Genomic DNA, 17,064 nt, shown 5'->3' on the forward strand with positions numbered 1-17,064 from the left:
CCCGTCCGGAGCGACGCCCTTGAACGATTATCTGGTCGCCATCCTCCTCGGCATCGTCGAGGGGGTCACCGAATTCCTGCCCGTTTCCTCCACCGGCCATCTGGTGCTCGCCACCGACCTGATGGGATATGACGCGTCGCGCTGGGCGGTGTTCAATATCGCGATCCAGCCGGGGGCGATCTTGGCGATCGTCGTGCTGTACTGGCGGACGTTCATGGCGGTGCTGACCGGCCTGCTGAAGCGCGAGCCGAATTCGATCGCGTTCGTGCGCAACCTGTTGATCGCGTTCGTCCCCGCCGTCGTGCTGGGGCTGGCGTTCAACGACCAGATCGAGGCGTTGCTGGAAAACGCGATCGTCGTGGCGTGGGCGCTGATCGTCGGCGGCGTCGCGATCCTGATCGTCGAGCGGCTGGCGAAGACGCAGCCGGTGGGCGGCATCGCCGGCGTGTCCGCCATCCAGTCGGCCAAGATCGGCATCGTCCAGTGTCTGGCGATGATTCCGGGCGTCAGCCGTTCCGGCGCCACGATCATGGGCGCGATGACGCTGGGCATCGATCGGCGCACGGCGGCGGAGTTCAGCTTTTTCCTCGCGCTGCCGACGCTGACCGGCGCGACGGTGTTGCAGATGGTGAAGCACCGTGATGCGATCACCAGTGGGGGTCTCGGCCTGATCGCCATCGGGTTCGTGGTGTCGTTCATCGTCGCGCTGGCCGTGGTGAAGGGATTCATGGCGGTGGTGACCCGGCACGGTTTCGCACCCTTCGCCTGGTATCGAATCGTCGCGGGCACTGCTGCGCTGTTCTTTCTCTACAATCATTAGAGCCGCATCGGCCTTTTATTCTTGCGATCCATTCGCACTTGTGCGAAATAAATCATGACCGACGCTTTTATAGGTAAGCAAGGCTTACTTGTTATAGGTTTCGGTCGTCGGTAGAGCCGCCGGAGTAATTTTCCGAGCGGAGACGCCGTATGGCCGACAACCCGATGCTGAAATTCGTCGATCAGGATCAGGCCTATCCGGCCAAGCGCGATGCCGATCTGCGCGCCGCCGACTTTCGTGAGATCGCGGACCGCTATGCGGCACCGACGGCTGAGGATCAGGCGTCGCGCTGCTCGCAATGCGGCGTGCCCTATTGTTCGGTGCATTGTCCGCTGCACAACCATATCCCCGACTGGCTGCGTCTGACCGCCGAGGGGCGGCTGCGCGAGGCATATGAGCTGTCGAACAGCACCTCGACCATGCCCGAGATATGCGGTCGCATCTGCCCGCAGGACCGGCTGTGCGAAGGCAATTGCGTGATCGAGTTCTCCGGTCACGGCGCGGTGACGATCGGGTCGGTCGAGAAGTTCATCACCGACACCGCCTGGGCGGAGGGCTGGGTGGAGCCGGTCGTCGTCGGCCCGTCGCGCGGTCAGTCGGTCGGCGTGATCGGTGCCGGACCGGCAGGACTCAGCGCCGCCGAATATCTGCGCGGTCATGGTTACGACGTCCACGTCTATGACCGGCACGACCGCGCCGGTGGCCTGCTGACCTATGGCATCCCCGGCTTCAAGCTGGAAAAGCCCGTCGTCATGCGCCGTATCGACCGCCTCGCCGCGGCCGGGATCGAGTTCCATTACGGCTTCGCGGTCGGTGAGGATGCGACGCTGGACGAGTTGCGCCAGCGCCACGATTCGATCCTGATTGCGACCGGCGTGTACAAGGCGCGGCAGGTCGAGGTGCCGGGCAACGGCGCATCCGGCGTCGTCGCCGCACTCGACTATCTGACCGCGTCGAACCGCAAGGGCTTCGGCGATGCCGTCCCCGCGTTCGACGATGGCTCGCTCGATGCGGCGGGCAAGAACGTCATCGTCATCGGCGGCGGCGACACCGCGATGGATTGCGTCCGCACCGCGATCCGCCAGGGCGCGACCTCGGTGAAATGCCTCTATCGCCGCGACCGCGCCAACATGCCCGGCAGCCAGCGCGAAGTCGCCAACGCCGAGGAGGAAGGCGCCGAATTCGTCTGGCTCTCCGCCCCGCTTGGTTTCGCCGGTGACAACGACACGGTGTCGCAGGTCCGCGCCAGCCGGATGCGCCTAGGCGCGCCCGACGCCAGCGGCCGCCGCGCGCCGGAAGTCGATCCCGGCGCCGAACTGTCGCTGGAGGCCGATCTGGTCATCAAGGCACTCGGTTTCGATGCCGAGGACCTGCCGACGCTCTGGGGCGCCCCCGAACTGGGCGTCAGCCGCTGGGGCACCGTGCTGGTCGACGGCAAAACGCTGATGACGAGCCTCGACGGCGTGTTCGCGGCGGGCGACATCGTCCGCGGCGCCTCGCTGGTGGTCTGGGCGATCCGCGACGGTCGTGACGTGGCGGCCAGCATGCACAAATGGCTGAAAGCAAAGGCGAAGGCCGTCAAGGTCGCCGCGTGAGGCTGGCACCCGATTACATCGATGCGATCAAGACGGCAACGCGCGAGGCGTTCGGCCCGACGGCGGTCGTGCGATTGTTCGGCAGTCGTCTCGATGACGATGCACGCGGCGGCGACATCGACCTGCATATCGAAATCGACCCCCCGGCTGACGAGTGGCACGCGCGTGGTGTCTTCGAAGACGTGCTGTTTCGCCGGATCGAACCGCAAAAGGTCGATCTGATCCTGTCCAGGCGTGGCGGCACCCCGCGGGGATTTGAGCGGATCGCCTATCGTGACGGGGTGGTCCTGTGACGCCTGAGCAGGAGATCGTCGCCGACCAGCTGGACGCGATTGCGGCGGTCGAACGATCGGCGCGTGAAACGCTGCCGCTGATCGGCAGGATGCCGGTGGACGATGCCACCTTCGCCGCGATGACCACGATGCAGCGTATGGCGAGCACTGCGATGCTGAAGCAGTTCGAGCAGATGGAAGGGCTCCTGACCGGTCTGTTTCGCGCGATCCTCCGGATCATGGCCGTGCGTTTGAAGGGCTTGTATCCCCTCGACATCGCCAACCGGATGGCGGAACTTGATGTTCTGGACGATCCCGATCGCTGGGTCGCGATTACCAAGCTGCGCAACGAACTCGTCCACGAATATCCGCTTGGTTCGTCCGATCGCTACGATCGCTTCATCGCTGCCCATGACGCGTTTCCGTTTCTCTTCGATGCCGCCGAGCGGGCGCATCGTGTCGTCGTCGCACGACGCCTACTGGAGTCCAGAGCATGACCCCCCAGCACGCCTATCTCGCCGAACACGGCATGTACCGCCCCGAATATGAGGGCGATGCCTGCGGCGTCGGCCTCGTCGCCGCCACCGATGGCCGGCCCTCGCGCCGCGTCGTGCAATCGGCGATCGATGCGCTGAAGGCGGTGTGGCATCGCGGTGCGGTCGATGCCGATGGCAAGACCGGCGACGGCGCCGGCATCCATCTCGACCTGCCGCTACGCTTCTTCGACGATGCCATCGCCGCGTCGGGGCACAAGGTCCGGCCGAACCGGCTCGCCGTCGGCCAAATCTTCCTGCCGCGCACCGATCTGGGCGCGCAGGAGGATTGCCGGACGATCGTCGAATCCGCGATCATCGAGGCGGGCTACACCATCTATGGCTGGCGTCAGGTGCCCGTCGATGTGTCCGTCATCGGTCAGAAGGCGCAGGCGACCCGGCCCGAAATCGAGCAGATCATGATCGCGGGGCCACTGCCCGACGAACAGGACGTCGCCGAGTTCGAGAAGAACCTGTATCTCGTGCGCCGCCGCATCGAAAAGCGGATCATCGCCGCGCAGATCCAGGGCTTCTACATCTGTTCGCTGTCGGCGCGCTCGATCGTGTACAAGGGCCTGTTCCTGGCCGAGAGCCTGTCGGTCTTCTACCCAGACCTGACCGACCAGCGGTTCGAAAGCCGCGTCGCGATCTTCCACCAGCGTTATTCCACCAACACCTTCCCGCAATGGTGGCTGGCGCAGCCGTTCCGTTGCCTGGCGCACAACGGCGAGATCAACACGATCCGCGGCAACAAGAACTGGATGCTCAGCCACGAGATCCGCATGGCCGGCATCGCGTTCGGCGACAATTCGGAGGACATCAAGCCGGTCATCCCCGCCGGCGCATCCGACACCGCCGCGCTGGACGCCGTGTTCGAGGCGATCTGCCGCTCCGGCCGCGACGCGCCGACCGCCAAGCTGATGCTGGTGCCCGAGGCATTGGACGAACGCGGCGACACGCCCGAGAGCCATGCGGCGATGTACCGCTATCTCGCCTCGGTGATGGAGCCGTGGGACGGCCCCGCCGCGCTCGCGATGACCGATGGCCGCTGGGCGGTCGCGGGCATGGACCGCAATGCACTCCGCCCGTTGCGCTATACCCGCACCAATGACGGCCTGCTGATCGTCGGGTCGGAAAGCGGCATGGTCGTCGTCCCCGAATCGACCATCATCGCCAAGGGCCGCCTCGGGCCGGGCCAGATGATCGCCGTCGATCTCGACGAAGGCGTCGTGCTGGAAGATCGCGCGGTGAAGGACCGGATCGCGAGCGAACAGGATTATGCCGCGATGACCGGCGAATTCCTGACGCTGGCCGATCTGCCGCCCACCACCGTCGACGCGCTGCGCTTCCCGCGCCCCGAACTCGCGCGCCGTCAGGTCGCCGCCGGCCAGACGCTGGAGGACATGGAGCTGATCCTGTCGCCGATGGTCGAGGGCGGCAAGGAAGCGATCGGATCGATGGGTGACGACACGCCGCTCGCCGTCATTTCCGACAAGCCGCGCCTCATCAGCCAGTTCTTCCGCCAGAATTTCTCGCAGGTCACGAACCCGCCGATCGATTCCCTGCGCGAACGCCATGTGATGTCGCTGAAGACGCGCTTCGGCAACCTCGCCAACATCCTCGATGTCCGCGACCAGCGCGAACGCGTGCTGGTACTCGACTCGCCCGTGCTGACCGGCGCGCATTGGGAGCGGCTGAAGACCCATTTCGGCCGCGCCGCCGCCGAGATCGACTGCACGTTCGAGGCCGATGGCGGCCCCGAACGCCTGCGCGCCGCGATCCAGCGCATCCGCAACCAGGCCGAACAGGCGGTCCGCGAAGGCCGCTCCGAACTGTTTCTGACCGACGAGCATGTGTCCGAAGATCGCGTCGCCATCGCCGGCGTGCTGGCGGCGGCGGCGGTGCACACGCATCTCGTCCGCCGTGGTCTGCGCTCCTATGCGTCGATCAACGTGCGCAGTGCCGAATGCCTCGACACGCATTATTACGCGGTCCTGATCGGCGTCGGCGCGACCACCGTGAACGCCTATCTCGCCGAAGCCGCGATCGCCGATCGCCATGCCCGTGGTCTGTTCGGCCACTTCTCGATCGAGGAATGCCTGACCCGTCACCGCGTCGCGGTGGAAGAGGGGCTGCTCAAGATCATCTCGAAAATGGGCATCGCGGTCATCTCGTCCTACCGCGGCGGCTATAATTTCGAAGCGGTCGGCCTGTCCCGCGCGCTGGTGAACGACCTGTTTCCGGGCATGCCCGCCAAGATCTCCGGCGAAGGCTACACCTCGCTGCATCTGTCGGCGATGATGCGCCACGATCTCGCCTTCGACAGCGCGGTCGCCACCCTGCCGATCGGCGGTTTCTATCGCCAGCGTGCGGATGGCGAGACGCATGCGTATTCGGCGCAGCTGATGCACCTGCTCCAGACGGCGGTCGCGACCGACAGCTATTCCAGCTATCTGCAATTCTCGCGCGGGGTCAGTGACCTGCCGCCCGTCTATCTGCGCGATCTGCTCCAGTTCAACTTCCCGGCAGAGGGCGTCGCGATCGATCAGGTCGAGGCGATCACCGAGATCCGCAAGCGCTTCGTCACCCCCGGCATGTCGCTCGGCGCGCTGTCGCCGGAGGCGCACGAGACGCTGGCGATCGCAATGAACCGCATCGGTGCAAAGGCCGTGTCGGGTGAAGGCGGCGAGGACACGATCCGCTTCAAGCCATACGCCAATGGCGACAACGGCAATTCCGGCGTCAAGCAGATCGCATCAGGCCGCTTCGGCGTCACCGCCGAATATCTCGGTGCGTGCGAGGAGATCGAGATCAAGGTCGCACAGGGTGCCAAGCCCGGTGAGGGCGGTCAGCTGCCCGGTTTCAAGGTGACCGAGTTCATCGCGAAGTTGCGCCACGCGACTCCCGGCGTCACGCTCATCTCGCCGCCGCCGCATCACGACATCTATTCGATCGAGGATCTGGCCCAGCTCATCTACGACTGCAAGCAGATCAACCCGCGCGCCCGCGTCTGCGTGAAGCTCGTCAGCTCGGCGGGCATCGGCACCGTCGCGGCGGGCGTGGCGAAGGCGCATGCCGACGTCATCCTCGTCTCAGGCCATGTCGGCGGCACCGGCGCGTCCCCGCAGACGTCGATCAAATATGCCGGCACGCCGTGGGAAATGGGCCTGTCGGAGGTCAACCAGACGCTGACGCTGAACGGCCTGCGCGGTCGTATCCGCCTGCGCGCGGATGGCGGGCTGAAGACCGGCCGCGATATCGTCATCGCCGCCATCCTTGGGGCCGAGGAATACGGCATCGGCACGCTGTCGCTGGTGGCGATGGGCTGCATCATGGTGCGCCAGTGCCACAGCAACACCTGCCCGGTCGGCGTCTGCGTGCAGGACGAGCGCCTGCGCGCCAAATTCACCGGCACGCCCGAAAAGGTCATCAACCTGATGACCTTCATCGCCGAAGAGGTGCGCGACATCCTCGCCCGGCTCGGCGTCAAATCGCTCGACGACGTGATCGGCCGCACCGAACTGCTCCGTCAGGTCAGCCGCGGTGCCGAACATCTCGACGATCTCGATCTGAACCCCATCCTCGCCAAGGTCGATGCCACCGACGCGGAACGGCGCTTCAGCCTCGATACGTGGCGCAACGAGGTGCCCGACAGCCTCGATGCGCAGATCATCAAGGATGCCGCCGCCGTGTTCAGCCGTGGCGAAAAGATGCAGCTGACCTATTCGGTGCGCAACACGCACCGCGCGGTCGGCACGCGCCTGTCGTCGGAGATCACGAGCAAATTCGGCATGTCCGCGCTCGCCGATGGCCACGTCACCATCCGCCTGCGCGGCTCCGCCGGCCAGTCGCTCGGCGCCTTCCTGTGCAAGGGGATCACGCTGGAGGTGTTCGGCGATTCCAACGATTATGTCGGCAAGGGTCTGTCGGGCGGCGTCATCGTCGTGCGGCCGGCGGTGTCGTCACCACTGGCCAGCCAAGACAACACGATCATCGGCAACACCGTGCTGTACGGCGCGACCAGCGGCCGGCTGTTCGCGGCGGGGCAGGCGGGCGAGCGCTTCGCCGTCCGCAACTCCGGCGCGCAGGTGGTGGTCGAGGGCTGCGGCGCGAACGGCTGCGAATATATGACCGGCGGTGTCGCGGTGGTGCTGGGCAAGGTCGGCGCGAATTTCGGCGCCGGCATGACTGGCGGCATGGCCTTCATCTACGATCCGGAAGGGCAGTTCGATCGCCGCGCCAACCCGGAGAACATCACCTGGCGGCGGCTCGGCTCGGCGCATTGGGAAGGCGTGCTGCACGATCTCGTTGCGGCGCATGCCAAGGCCACCGACAGCCGCTGGTCGAAGGGACTGCTCGACGATTGGGAGCGTGTCGCCGGCGATTTCTGGCAAGTCGTGCCCAAGGAAATGCTCACCCGTCTCGCCCACCCGCTGGACGACCAGATCGAACAGATCGCAGCCGAATAAATCCTCCCCGGCACGGGGAGGTGCAGTCCGCAGGACTGACGGAGGGGGGGGCATCGACCACAGGTCTAGCTTGTGACGACCTCACCCCGATCCGTCATTGCTTCGCTATGCTCGCAATGACGATGGTTGATATAACGCCTAGAGCCGTTCTCGATCACATCTGTTCACCCTCACCTTTCGCCGCCTTCGGCGTCTCTCCCTCTCCCGATGGGAGAGGGAAGGGGCCCGCCCGGCGCAGCCGGGTGGGAAGGGTGAGGGTGAACAGATGTTGATCGAGCACGACCCCTAGCTGCTGGCGATCCCCCGCCGCCGCACCAGCGCCCACCCCGTGCCGCCATACACCAGCAGCGCCGGCCACCCGCCATCGGTGACGAACAGATACGCCGCCCCGATCACCGCCACGACGATCAGGATCACCAGCGTTACGCCCGCGCTCGCCATCCGCCGCAACAACAGCGCCCCGATCGCCAGCGCCGCGACCGCATTCACCGCCAGCCACGCCCATGATCCGCCGCGCCCGATCGACCCGACGCCCGGCAGCTTCACCGTCGCGAACCCGCGCATCCCGTTCGGAAACACGTCCGCCGAAAGATGTAGCCCGATCCCCAATGCCAGCCCCGCCGCCACCGGCCGCCATCGCGGCGACCACAGCGCAAGCAACACCGGCAGCACGCCATGCGTCAGCCCGCTGCGATGGCCCAGGTCCAGCGCCATATCCCAATCGGGCAACGTCGTCCCCGCCAACGCCGCCATCGGCACCGCCGCCAGCGCCAGCGGCGGCCAGCGATCCGCCAGCGCGACCAGCGCCATCGCGGCGAACAGGAACAACAGCGCGTCCATCGGCGTGAATCTCGGTTCCCATGGATCGATACCGGCGTGGACGACGGTCTGAGCGGGAACGGTCCGTATGCCGGGCTTTCCACAGCCGCAATACGCGCTATCGGTCGCCACCACGAAGGCGATGTCGCTCGTCGCCGTGTTGCAAACCGGCCACCGTCAGCAAACAAATGTCCAACAGGTATGATCAAGGCCGACATGGCCCTGTCCTACACGACCTGTCGATCGTATCCTCGTGGCGCTGTTTCTCATGTCGCATCGACGCCTGCGGTTCTAAGCGCGAGGACATCCGTCATCACGCCTGAGTGACTTTCATGCCGCCACGGTCGGTCATGTCAGAAAAATGCATCGTCTGGGTGCGAAGCAGTGTGAAGTTCCATTCGCAATAAGCACTACCACTGCCCTTCCGCCGACACGTCGGGACGGCTAACACCGTGACCATGTGGCAACTGTATCAATTCCCGATTTGTCCCTTCAGCCGCAAGGTGCGCCTGTTGCTGGGCGAAAAGGGGGTCGGCTACGAACTCGTCCGCGAATCCCCCTGGGTCCGGCGGGACGAATTCGTCGACATGAATCCCGCCGCGCAGACGCCGGTGATGGTCGATCCGGCCCGCAACACGCTGTTGATCGATTCGATGGCGATCTGCGAGTATTTCGAGGAGACGGTCGAAAAGGCGGCGATGATCAACGGCACCGCCGCCAACCGCGCCGAAATCCGCCGGCTGGTGACGTGGTTCGACACGCATTTCTATCGCGACGTCACCGGGCCGCTGCTCCACGAACGCATGGTCAAGCGCATCGCCCAGCGCGCCACGCCTGATGCACGGGCACTGCGGGAGGCGATGAAGGCGGCGGTCGGGCATCTCGATTACACCGACTATCTGCTCGATCATCGCCAATGGCTGGGCGGCGCGACCATGAGCCTCGCCGATCTGACTGCCGCCGCGCAGATCTCGGTCGCCGACTATCTCGGCGGCATCGACTGGAAGGGCCACGACCAGACCGCGCGCTGGTATCGCGGGCTGAAGAGCCGGCCCACCTTCCGTCCGCTCCTGTCCGAACGGATGGAGATGATCGGGCCGCCCGCGCACTACGACAATCTGGATTTCTGATGGACGTGATCGATTACGACGACTTCCTGAAGGTCGACATCCGCGTCGGCACGATCGTCGCCGCCGAACCCTTTCCGGAAGCGCGCAAACCCGCGATCAAGCTGACGATCGACTTCGGCGCGGAGATCGGCCGCAAGCGGTCGTCCGCCCAGATCACCGAACACTATACGCCCGACACACTGGTCGGCCGTCAGGTCGCGGCGGTCGTCAATTTCCCGCCGCGCCAGATCGGGCCAATGATGTCCGAAGTGCTGACGCTCGGCTTTCCCGACGCCGACGGCAAGGTCGTACTAATCGGCCCCGGCCAGCCGGTGCCCGACGGCGGCCGGCTGTTCTGACGATCGCCTAGGCCTCCAGGCTCTTCGACGCCTGTTCGAACAGGTCGCGCGACAGGCCGGGGGTGGCGACGATCCGCTCCAGTTCCGCCCGCATCAGCGCCGCGCGACCCTGATCGAACCGGCGCCAGCGGCCGAGCGGCGGCAACAGCTTGGCCGCGGTCTGCGGGTTCAACTGGTCGAGTGCGATCAACTGATCGGCCAGGAAGCGATAACCGGCCCCGTCCGCCTGATGGAACGCCCGCTGGTTCACGCCGAACGCGCCGATCAGGCTGCGCGCCCGGTTGGGGTTCGCCAGCGAAAAGTCGGCATGCGCCGCCAGCCGCGTCACCACCGCCGCGGTATCGTCCCGCGTCGCCAGCGCCTGTGTCTGGAACCACTTGTCCAGCACCAGCGCATTGTCGGCATAGCGGGCATAGAACAGGTCGAGCGCCGCCTGCCGCTCCTCCGCGTCGCCGTTGACCAGCGTGGTCAGCGCCGCCTGCCGATCGGTCATGTTGTCCGCCGCCCGGAACTGCTCAAAAGCGAGGGCCGCGACATCGGCGGCATCGGTCGCCGCCAGATAGCCGAGCGCCACGTTGCGCAACCGCCGCTTGCCCTTTTCGGTCGGCGAATAGACGTAGGGCACCGCCGGTGCGCGGTCGTAGGCGAGCCGCCAGCGGTCCTGCAACTGTACGCCGATGTCGCGACGCAAGGCCTCCCGCGCCCGGAAGATCGCATCCGGATCGACCAGCGCCAATTGATCGCCGACGAACGCGTCGGACGGCAGCAGCACCGCCTCCGCTACGAAGGCGGCATCGAGATCGGGATCGTCCAGCGTGTGGGCGACCGCCGCGATCACCGCGTCATGGTCCGCCCGTCCCTCGATCGCGCCGGCGACCAGCGTGTCGAGCATCAGTTGTTGCATCGCCTCGTACCGGGCGAAGGGATCGTCGTCATGCGCGCTGAGGAAGGCGAGGTCGGCGGCGCTGCGGTCGCTCTCGACGATCACGGGGGCGGAGAAGCCGCGGTTGATCGAGAGTACGGGCCGCTCGGTCACGCCCTCGAACACCAGGGTCTCGTCGGCATCGCTGAGCAGGATCAGACGCTCGTCGGTCAACGGCGTGGCGGTCTCCGCCCCGAACAACCGGACCTTCAGCGGCAGCACCATCGGCCGCTTGGTCGGTTGTCCGGGCGTCGGCGGTACGCGCTGCGCCAGCCGCAGCGTCGCGCGGCCGCCACCGGCGACATGGTCGATGCTGGCCGACACGCGCGGCGTGCCCGCCTGTCCGTACCACAGGCGGAACTGCGACAGGTCGGCGCCGCTCGCCTCCTCCATGCAGGCGACGAAATCCTCGCAGGTCGCGGCCGTGCCGTCGAAACGGTCGAAATACAGATCGGTGGCGGCGCGAAAGGCGGCGGGGCCGAGGATCGTCGCCATCATGCGGATCAGCTCGGCACCCTTGTTATAGATGGTGGCGGTGTAGAAGTTGCTGATCTCCTGATACGCATCGGGGCGTACCGGATGCGACAGCGGGCCGGCGTCTTCGGGAAACTGGGCGGCGCGGAGCGAGCGGACATCCTCGATCCGCTTGACCGCGGCCGATCCCTGATCGGCAGAGAAGCCCTGATCGCGATAGACGGTGAAGCCTTCCTTCAGCGACAGTTGGAACCAGTCGCGGCAGGTGATGCGATTGCCCGACCAGTTGTGGAAATACTCGTGCGCGACGACCGCGGCGATGCCGTCATAATCATGGTCGGTCGCGGTATCGGCATCGGCGAGGATATAGCGGCTGTTGAAGATGTTCAGCCCCTTGTTCTCCATCGCGCCGAAGTTGAAATCGTCGACCGCGACGATGTTGAACACATCGAGATCGTACTCACGGCCATAGACGCGCTCGTCCCACGCCATCGACAGCTTCAGCGCATGGAGCGCATGGTCGGTCTTGGCGAGATCGGCGGCACGGACCCAGATGCCGAGCGCGACCTCGCGGCCCGATCGGGTGGTGAAGGTGCCACGATTGACCGCCAGATCGCCCGCGACCAGCGCGAACAGATAGGAAGGCTTGGGAAACGGGTCGTTCCATTCCGCCCAGTGCCGGCCACCATCCAGATCGCCCGTCGCGATCGGATCGCCGTTCGCCAGCAGCACCGGATAGCGCGCCTTGTCCGCCGTCATCCGCACGGCATAGCGGCTGAGGACGTCGGGCCGGTCGGGGAAGTATGTGATGCGGCGAAAGCCCTCCGCCTCGCACTGCGTGCACAGATTGCCGCCGCTGGCGTACAGTCCCATCAACTGCGTGTTGCGATCGGGTGCGATCTCGACCTCGGTTTCGACACGGTGCTGGCCGCCGCTCAGCGGGATCACCAGCTGCTCGCCTTCCAGCCGCCAGTCGTCGATCGCGATGCCGTCAACCGTCACCGAGAGCGGCGTCTGGCCGGCGCCGTCCAAGCGCAGCGGTTCGCCATGATCGCCGTTGCGCGTCACCGACAGGATCGCGTGGACGCGTGTCGCATGGGCATCCAGATCGAATACCAGCCGCGTTTCCGGCACCAGCCATGCCGGTGGCCGATAGTCTTCGCGCAGGATGACGACCGGGGGCTGGGCGAGGCTGTGCTGGATATCCATCGCATCAATATAGACGACGATGGCGGGCGTTCCACCGACTTCGCGCGTTGGGCGCGGCGTGATAGCAGCGCGTGGAGAATCAAGGACCTTGTCGATGTATCGTTTCCCGGCCGCGCTGGTGGCGCTGGTGTCGTCCACCTCGCTGATCGCCCAGACGGCTGCGCCCGTCCCCGTGCCCGCGCCGGTCAAGCCGGATGCGGCGGCCCTGAATGCCCGATTGAACGCGCCGCTGCCCGCCGGTCAGGCGGCGATGAAGGCGCACGTGATGTTCCTGGCGTCCGACGCGATGAAGGGGCGTGAGGCGGGCAGCGCCGAATACGACATCGCCGCACAATATGTCGCCGCGCAATTCTACGCCGCCGGCCTGCGACCGGCGGGCGATGCCGGCGGCTACCTGCAACAGGTGCCGCTGGTCGCGTACAAGGCAGCGGACAAGGGCAGCTTCGTGTGGACGGCGCGCGGTGGTGAGCCACGGACACTGGCGTTCGGCACCGATGTCGTGCCAGCCCCCGATCCGGCACGGGTCGAGACGAGCGTCTCGGCACCGGTGGTGTTCGTCGGCGATGGCATCGACGCGCCGCAATATGCCCATGACAGCTATAAGGGCGTCGATGTGCAAGGCCGCATCGTCGCCTTCTTCCGCGGCGCGCCGGGTCGCTTCGCCGGTGAGGAACGCGCGTTTTTCGGGTCTACCGATACAAAGCTGCGGATCGCCGCGGCGCACGGGGCGGTCGGTGCCATCGAACTGGCCGCGCCTTCGACGACCGCCGACGGCATGACGCGGATGGCGGATTCCTATGACCGCGCCCGCACCAACTGGGCGGCGCCCGCCGGCTTCGCCAATACGGCCACGCCGACGACGCCGCTGCTCGGGACGCTCTCCCCAACGGCAGCCGCGCGGATGTTCGCAGGTGCCGGCACATCATGGGCAAGCATCGTTGCCGAGGCCGCCCGTGCCGAACCGCGGCTGAAGGCCGTGCCGCTGCCGGGAACGCTCACTATCGCGCTCCATACCAGCTTCACGCCGATGCCGAGCAGCAACGTCGTCGGTATCGTGCCGGGCAGCGACCCGGTGGTCGGCAAGGAGGTGGTCGTCCTGTCCGCGCACCTCGACCATATCGGTGTGGGTCGGCCGGTGAACGGCGATGCGATCAACAACGGCGCGCTCGACAATGCGATCGGCATCGCCAGCCTGATCGAGGAGGCCAAGCGCTTCACCGCCAGCGGCAAGCCGCCGCGCCGCACCGTCATGTTCCTGGCAGTGACGGCGGAGGAGAAGGGGCTGGTCGGGGCGGATTACTTTGCGCATCATCCCACCGTACCGAAGAGCGCGATCGTCGCCGACGTGAACCTCGACATGCCGATGCTGCTCTATCCGTTCGAGGACATGATCGTGTTCGGCGCGGATCGATCGACGCTTGGGCCGATCGTGGCGCGGGCGGCGGCGACGGCGGGGACGACGATGTCGCCCGATCCGAACCCGGAACAGGGCTTCTTCGTCCGGTCCGACCATTTCCGGTTCGTGCAGCAGGGTATCCCCTCGGTCTTCCTGTGGCCGGGGCAGAAGGGGCCGGGCAAGGCGGCGGTCGAGGGGTTCCTGTCGACCTGCTACCACCGACCCTGCGACGATCTGTCGCTGCCGATCATGTGGGATCAGGGCGTGCGCTTCGTCGATGTGAATTATCGCATCGCCCGCGATATCGCCGACGGGGCCGAACGACCGGTGTGGAACAAGGGCGATTATTTCGGCACGCTCTACAAGGGGGCGATGGCGCGCTGATGAGCAGGATGCTGATCTTCGGCCTCGGCTATAGCGCGGGCCGGCTAGGCGAGCGGCTGGCGGGCGAGGGCTGGCATGTGACCGGCACGACGCGGGACGGTCGCGACGGCACGGTGCGGTTCGACGACCGCGAGGCGGTGCTGGCGGAGATCGCGGCGGCGACGCACATCCTGTCGTCGGTGCCGCCGGTGGCGGAGAGCGATCCGGTGCTGGTGAATTATGGGTCGGTGCTCGCCCGCCGGAGGGCGTGGCTGGGATATCTGTCGTCGACCGGCGTATACGGCGATGCGGACGGGGCGTGGATCGACGAGACGGCGGCGACCGGCGGTGGCCGGCGGGCGGCGCGGGCGCAGGCGGATGCGGACTGGCTGGCGATCGGCACGCGCGTCTTCCGGTTGCCCGGCATCTATGGTCCTGGCCGTTCGCCGCTCGACCGGGTGCGGGCCGGGGAGGCGCACCGGGTCGATGTGGCCGGGCAAGTGTTCAGCCGGGTGCATGTCGACGACATCGTCGCAGGTGTCATCGCCGGGTTCGACGGGCCGGCGGGGGCGTATAATCTGGCCGACGACCTGCCCTGTTCGCCGAACGACGTGGTGACGTTCGGCGCCCGGCTGATCGGCTGCACGCCGCCGCCGCTCGTGTCGCTGGCCGACCTGTCACCGATGGCGCGCGGTTTCTATGCGGAGAACCGGCGGGTGGCGAACGGCAAGGCGAAGCGGGTGCTCGGCTGGACCCCGCGTTGGCCGGATTACCGGTTGGGCCTGCGGGCGCTGAGCGCGATGACGAGGCCCAGTCCGGTCAGCGCTGCGCCACCCGCCGCCAATGTCGACCAGCGATAACCCTCGAACACGGTCGACAACAGCATGGCGATGACCGGCACGATGACGCTGGAATAGGCCGCCTTGGCCGGGCCGATCACGCGCAGCACCTGAAAATACAGTGGGAAGGCGAGGGCGGAGGCGAACAGCCCGAGATAGAGGATGCCGGCGACATAGCCCCAACGCGGCTCGAACACCGGCGGTCCCGCCAGCCACCATGCCGCCCCGGCATCGAGCGCGGCGCCGACCAGCATCGCGATCGTCAGCGTCGATGCCATCGGATAGCGTTTGGCGGTGGCGCTCGCCTGCATCACGTTGGCGGTGGAGGCGGACAGGATCGCCGCCAGCGTCCAGCCGATCCCGACCAAGGAGGCGGTCGGCCCCTGCGGATCGGATCGCGCCTCGTGCAGGAATAGCAGGGCGATGCCGGCCATCGCGACGGCGGAGCCCAGCACCAGTTGCCGGCCCATCTTTTGCCCGAGGAAAAGGCGGGCCAATACCGCGTTGGGCACCAGCAGCATCGCGAAGGTGACGGCGACGAGGCCGGAGGTGATGAACCCCTCTGCCCGGTACACGAAGTTGAAGTTCAGCGAGAATTGCAGCACGCCGAGCGCCGTGGCGAAGGCGAGGCCGCGTCCGTCGAAGCGGAAACTGTCGCGGCGGATCAGCGCCCAGATGCCCATCGCCACGGCGGCGACGAGGAAGCGATAGGTGACCGACCAGCTGGGCGGCACCACGCTGATCTGGTCGCGGATGACGATCCAGGTCGATCCCCAGATCAGCGTCACGATGGCGAACGGGATCAGGATCGACGCGCGGGTCGATTGCGGGGCGGTGCCGGCGAAATCGCTGTTGGGCGTAGCGCTCACAAGGCCTGGATCGCGTCGGCGAGCGGACGGATCGCGTCCTCGCGCTGGTTCCACGAAATGACCAGCCGCGCCTCGCCCGGCCCCCAGTCATAGAAGTCGAACCCCTTTGCCCTGAGCGCCGCAGCCTCGTCAGGCGTGACGCGCAGGAACACCTCGTTCGCTTCGACCGGATGGACGAGGCGGTCGCCGGCGGCGTCGGCGAGCAGCGCGGCGCCGGCATTGGCGACGCGGCCGTTGTCGAGCCACAGATCGTCCTCGGTCATCGCCAGGATCTGTGCGGCGAGGTAGCGACCCTTCGACAGCAGCAGACCGGCGCGCTTGCGACGGCGCAGCGTGGCGGCGGCGAGGCCGGTGTCGAAGAAGATCAGTGCCTCGGCACTCATCCCGCCGTTCTTGACGAAGCCGAACGACAGCGCCTCGACTCCGGCCCGCCATGTCACGTCGGCGGGCGAACAACCGGCGCTGGCCACCGCATTGGCGAAACGGGCGCCGTCCATGTGGAAGCGCCAGCCACGGCTGCGGCAGAGATCGCCGATCGCGGCGACCTCGTCCGGGCGATAGACGAGGCCGTATTCGGTGGCGTTGGTGATCGAGACGGCGTGCGGCTGGACGCGGTGGACGTCGTTGGCGATCGCATCGGCGACGGCGGCGATGCTTGCCGGGGTCAGTTTGGCGCCGTCGCCGTCGGCCAGCATCAGCTTGGCGCCGTGGGTGTAGAATTCGGGGGCGCCGCCCTCGTCGTTCTGGATATGCGCGTCGCGGTGGCAGATCACGCCGCCATAGGGCGGGCACAACGCCGCGAGCGCCAGACAGTTCGCGGCGGTGCCGGTCGGCACCCACAGCGCGCGCACCTCCGTTTCGAACAGGTCGGACAGGCGGCCGTCGAGCTGTTTCGACCAGCGATCGCCGTCATAGGCGGTGTCGAGCTGATCGACCTCGGCCAGCGCAGCGAAGACGCGCGGATGGACGGGGGCGGCGTTGTCGGAAAAGAAGCGCATGGCGGGCGCTGTGGAAAG

General features: G+C 66.7%; 13 protein-coding genes. 9 read left to right on the top strand and 4 right to left on the bottom strand.

All coding sequences use genetic code 11. The features are described from left to right. The first annotated feature begins 19 nt into the window (after window positions 1–19). From JAO74_RS12825 to gltB, 5 genes are all read left to right on the top strand, one after another. Complete coding sequence (locus JAO74_RS12825) at window positions 20–820, top strand: undecaprenyl-diphosphate phosphatase (protein ID WP_199038630.1); 801 nt, start codon at window positions 20–22, stop codon at window positions 818–820. Between the two features lie 149 nt (window positions 821–969). After that, entirely contained in the window at window positions 970–2,415 is a 1,446-nt protein-coding gene (locus tag JAO74_RS12830) for an NAD(P)-dependent oxidoreductase (RefSeq protein ID WP_199038633.1), read from the top strand. Then, on the top strand, window positions 2,412–2,708 hold the full coding sequence (locus JAO74_RS12835; RefSeq protein ID WP_332908809.1) for a hypothetical protein: 297 nt from the start codon (window positions 2,412–2,414) through the stop codon (window positions 2,706–2,708). The genes JAO74_RS12830 and JAO74_RS12835 overlap by 4 nt, the downstream gene beginning before the upstream one ends. After that, window positions 2,705–3,184 carry a hypothetical protein gene (locus tag JAO74_RS12840; protein ID WP_199038639.1) on the top strand — a complete coding sequence of 160 codons (480 nt, stop codon included), beginning with the start codon at window positions 2,705–2,707 and terminating at the stop codon, window positions 3,182–3,184. The genes JAO74_RS12835 and JAO74_RS12840 overlap by 4 nt, the downstream gene beginning before the upstream one ends. Then, complete coding sequence (gene gltB, locus JAO74_RS12845) at window positions 3,181–7,689, top strand: glutamate synthase large subunit (protein ID WP_199038642.1); 4,509 nt, start codon at window positions 3,181–3,183, stop codon at window positions 7,687–7,689. The genes JAO74_RS12840 and gltB overlap by 4 nt, the downstream gene beginning before the upstream one ends. Before the next feature lie 285 nt (window positions 7,690–7,974). Here the strand turns inward: gltB and JAO74_RS12850 are convergent, their stop codons facing one another. Beyond that, window positions 7,975–8,529, bottom strand: a complete 555-nt coding sequence (locus JAO74_RS12850; protein ID WP_233150983.1) for a zinc dependent phospholipase C family protein — start codon at window positions 8,527–8,529, stop codon at window positions 7,975–7,977. 437 nt (window positions 8,530–8,966) lie between these two features. On the opposite strand from JAO74_RS12850, the gene JAO74_RS12855 reads away from it, so the two are divergent. Then, a complete protein-coding gene (locus tag JAO74_RS12855) occupies window positions 8,967–9,638 on the top strand; it encodes a glutathione S-transferase family protein (protein ID WP_199039148.1) in 672 nt (223 codons plus the stop codon). After that, entirely contained in the window at window positions 9,638–9,976 is a 339-nt protein-coding gene (locus JAO74_RS12860; protein WP_199038648.1) for a tRNA-binding protein, read from the top strand. The genes JAO74_RS12855 and JAO74_RS12860 overlap by 1 nt, the downstream gene beginning before the upstream one ends. 7 nt (window positions 9,977–9,983) lie before the next feature. Here the strand turns inward: JAO74_RS12860 and pepN are convergent, their stop codons facing one another. Further along, window positions 9,984–12,581 (bottom strand): aminopeptidase N, encoded by a 2,598-nt coding sequence (pepN, locus tag JAO74_RS12865; protein WP_199038651.1) that lies wholly within the window; start codon window positions 12,579–12,581, stop codon window positions 9,984–9,986. Window positions 12,582–12,675: 94 nt separating this feature from the next. Here pepN and JAO74_RS12870 point away from each other — a divergent pair, with 94 nt between their 5' ends. Further along, window positions 12,676–14,361, top strand: coding sequence for a M28 family peptidase (locus JAO74_RS12870; RefSeq protein ID WP_199038653.1), 1,686 nt, complete (start codon window positions 12,676–12,678; stop codon window positions 14,359–14,361). After that, complete coding sequence (locus JAO74_RS12875) at window positions 14,361–15,200, top strand: Rossmann-fold NAD(P)-binding domain-containing protein (RefSeq protein ID WP_199038655.1); 840 nt, start codon at window positions 14,361–14,363, stop codon at window positions 15,198–15,200. The genes JAO74_RS12870 and JAO74_RS12875 overlap by 1 nt, the downstream gene beginning before the upstream one ends. Here the strand turns inward: JAO74_RS12875 and JAO74_RS12880 are convergent. Together JAO74_RS12880 and JAO74_RS12885 are read right to left on the bottom strand one after the other, a co-directional pair. After that, entirely contained in the window at window positions 15,110–16,048 is a 939-nt protein-coding gene (locus JAO74_RS12880; protein WP_199038657.1) for a DMT family transporter, read from the bottom strand. The genes JAO74_RS12875 and JAO74_RS12880 overlap by 91 nt on opposite strands. After that, window positions 16,045–17,046, bottom strand: a complete 1,002-nt coding sequence (locus tag JAO74_RS12885) for a threonine aldolase family protein (RefSeq protein ID WP_199038659.1) — start codon at window positions 17,044–17,046, stop codon at window positions 16,045–16,047. Before JAO74_RS12885 ends, JAO74_RS12880 begins: the two co-directional genes overlap by 4 nt. Between the last annotated feature and the right edge of the window lie 18 nt (window positions 17,047–17,064).

The organism is Sphingomonas mollis (assembly GCF_016427505.1).
GTDB lineage: Bacteria > Pseudomonadota > Alphaproteobacteria > Sphingomonadales > Sphingomonadaceae > Sphingomonas > Sphingomonas mollis.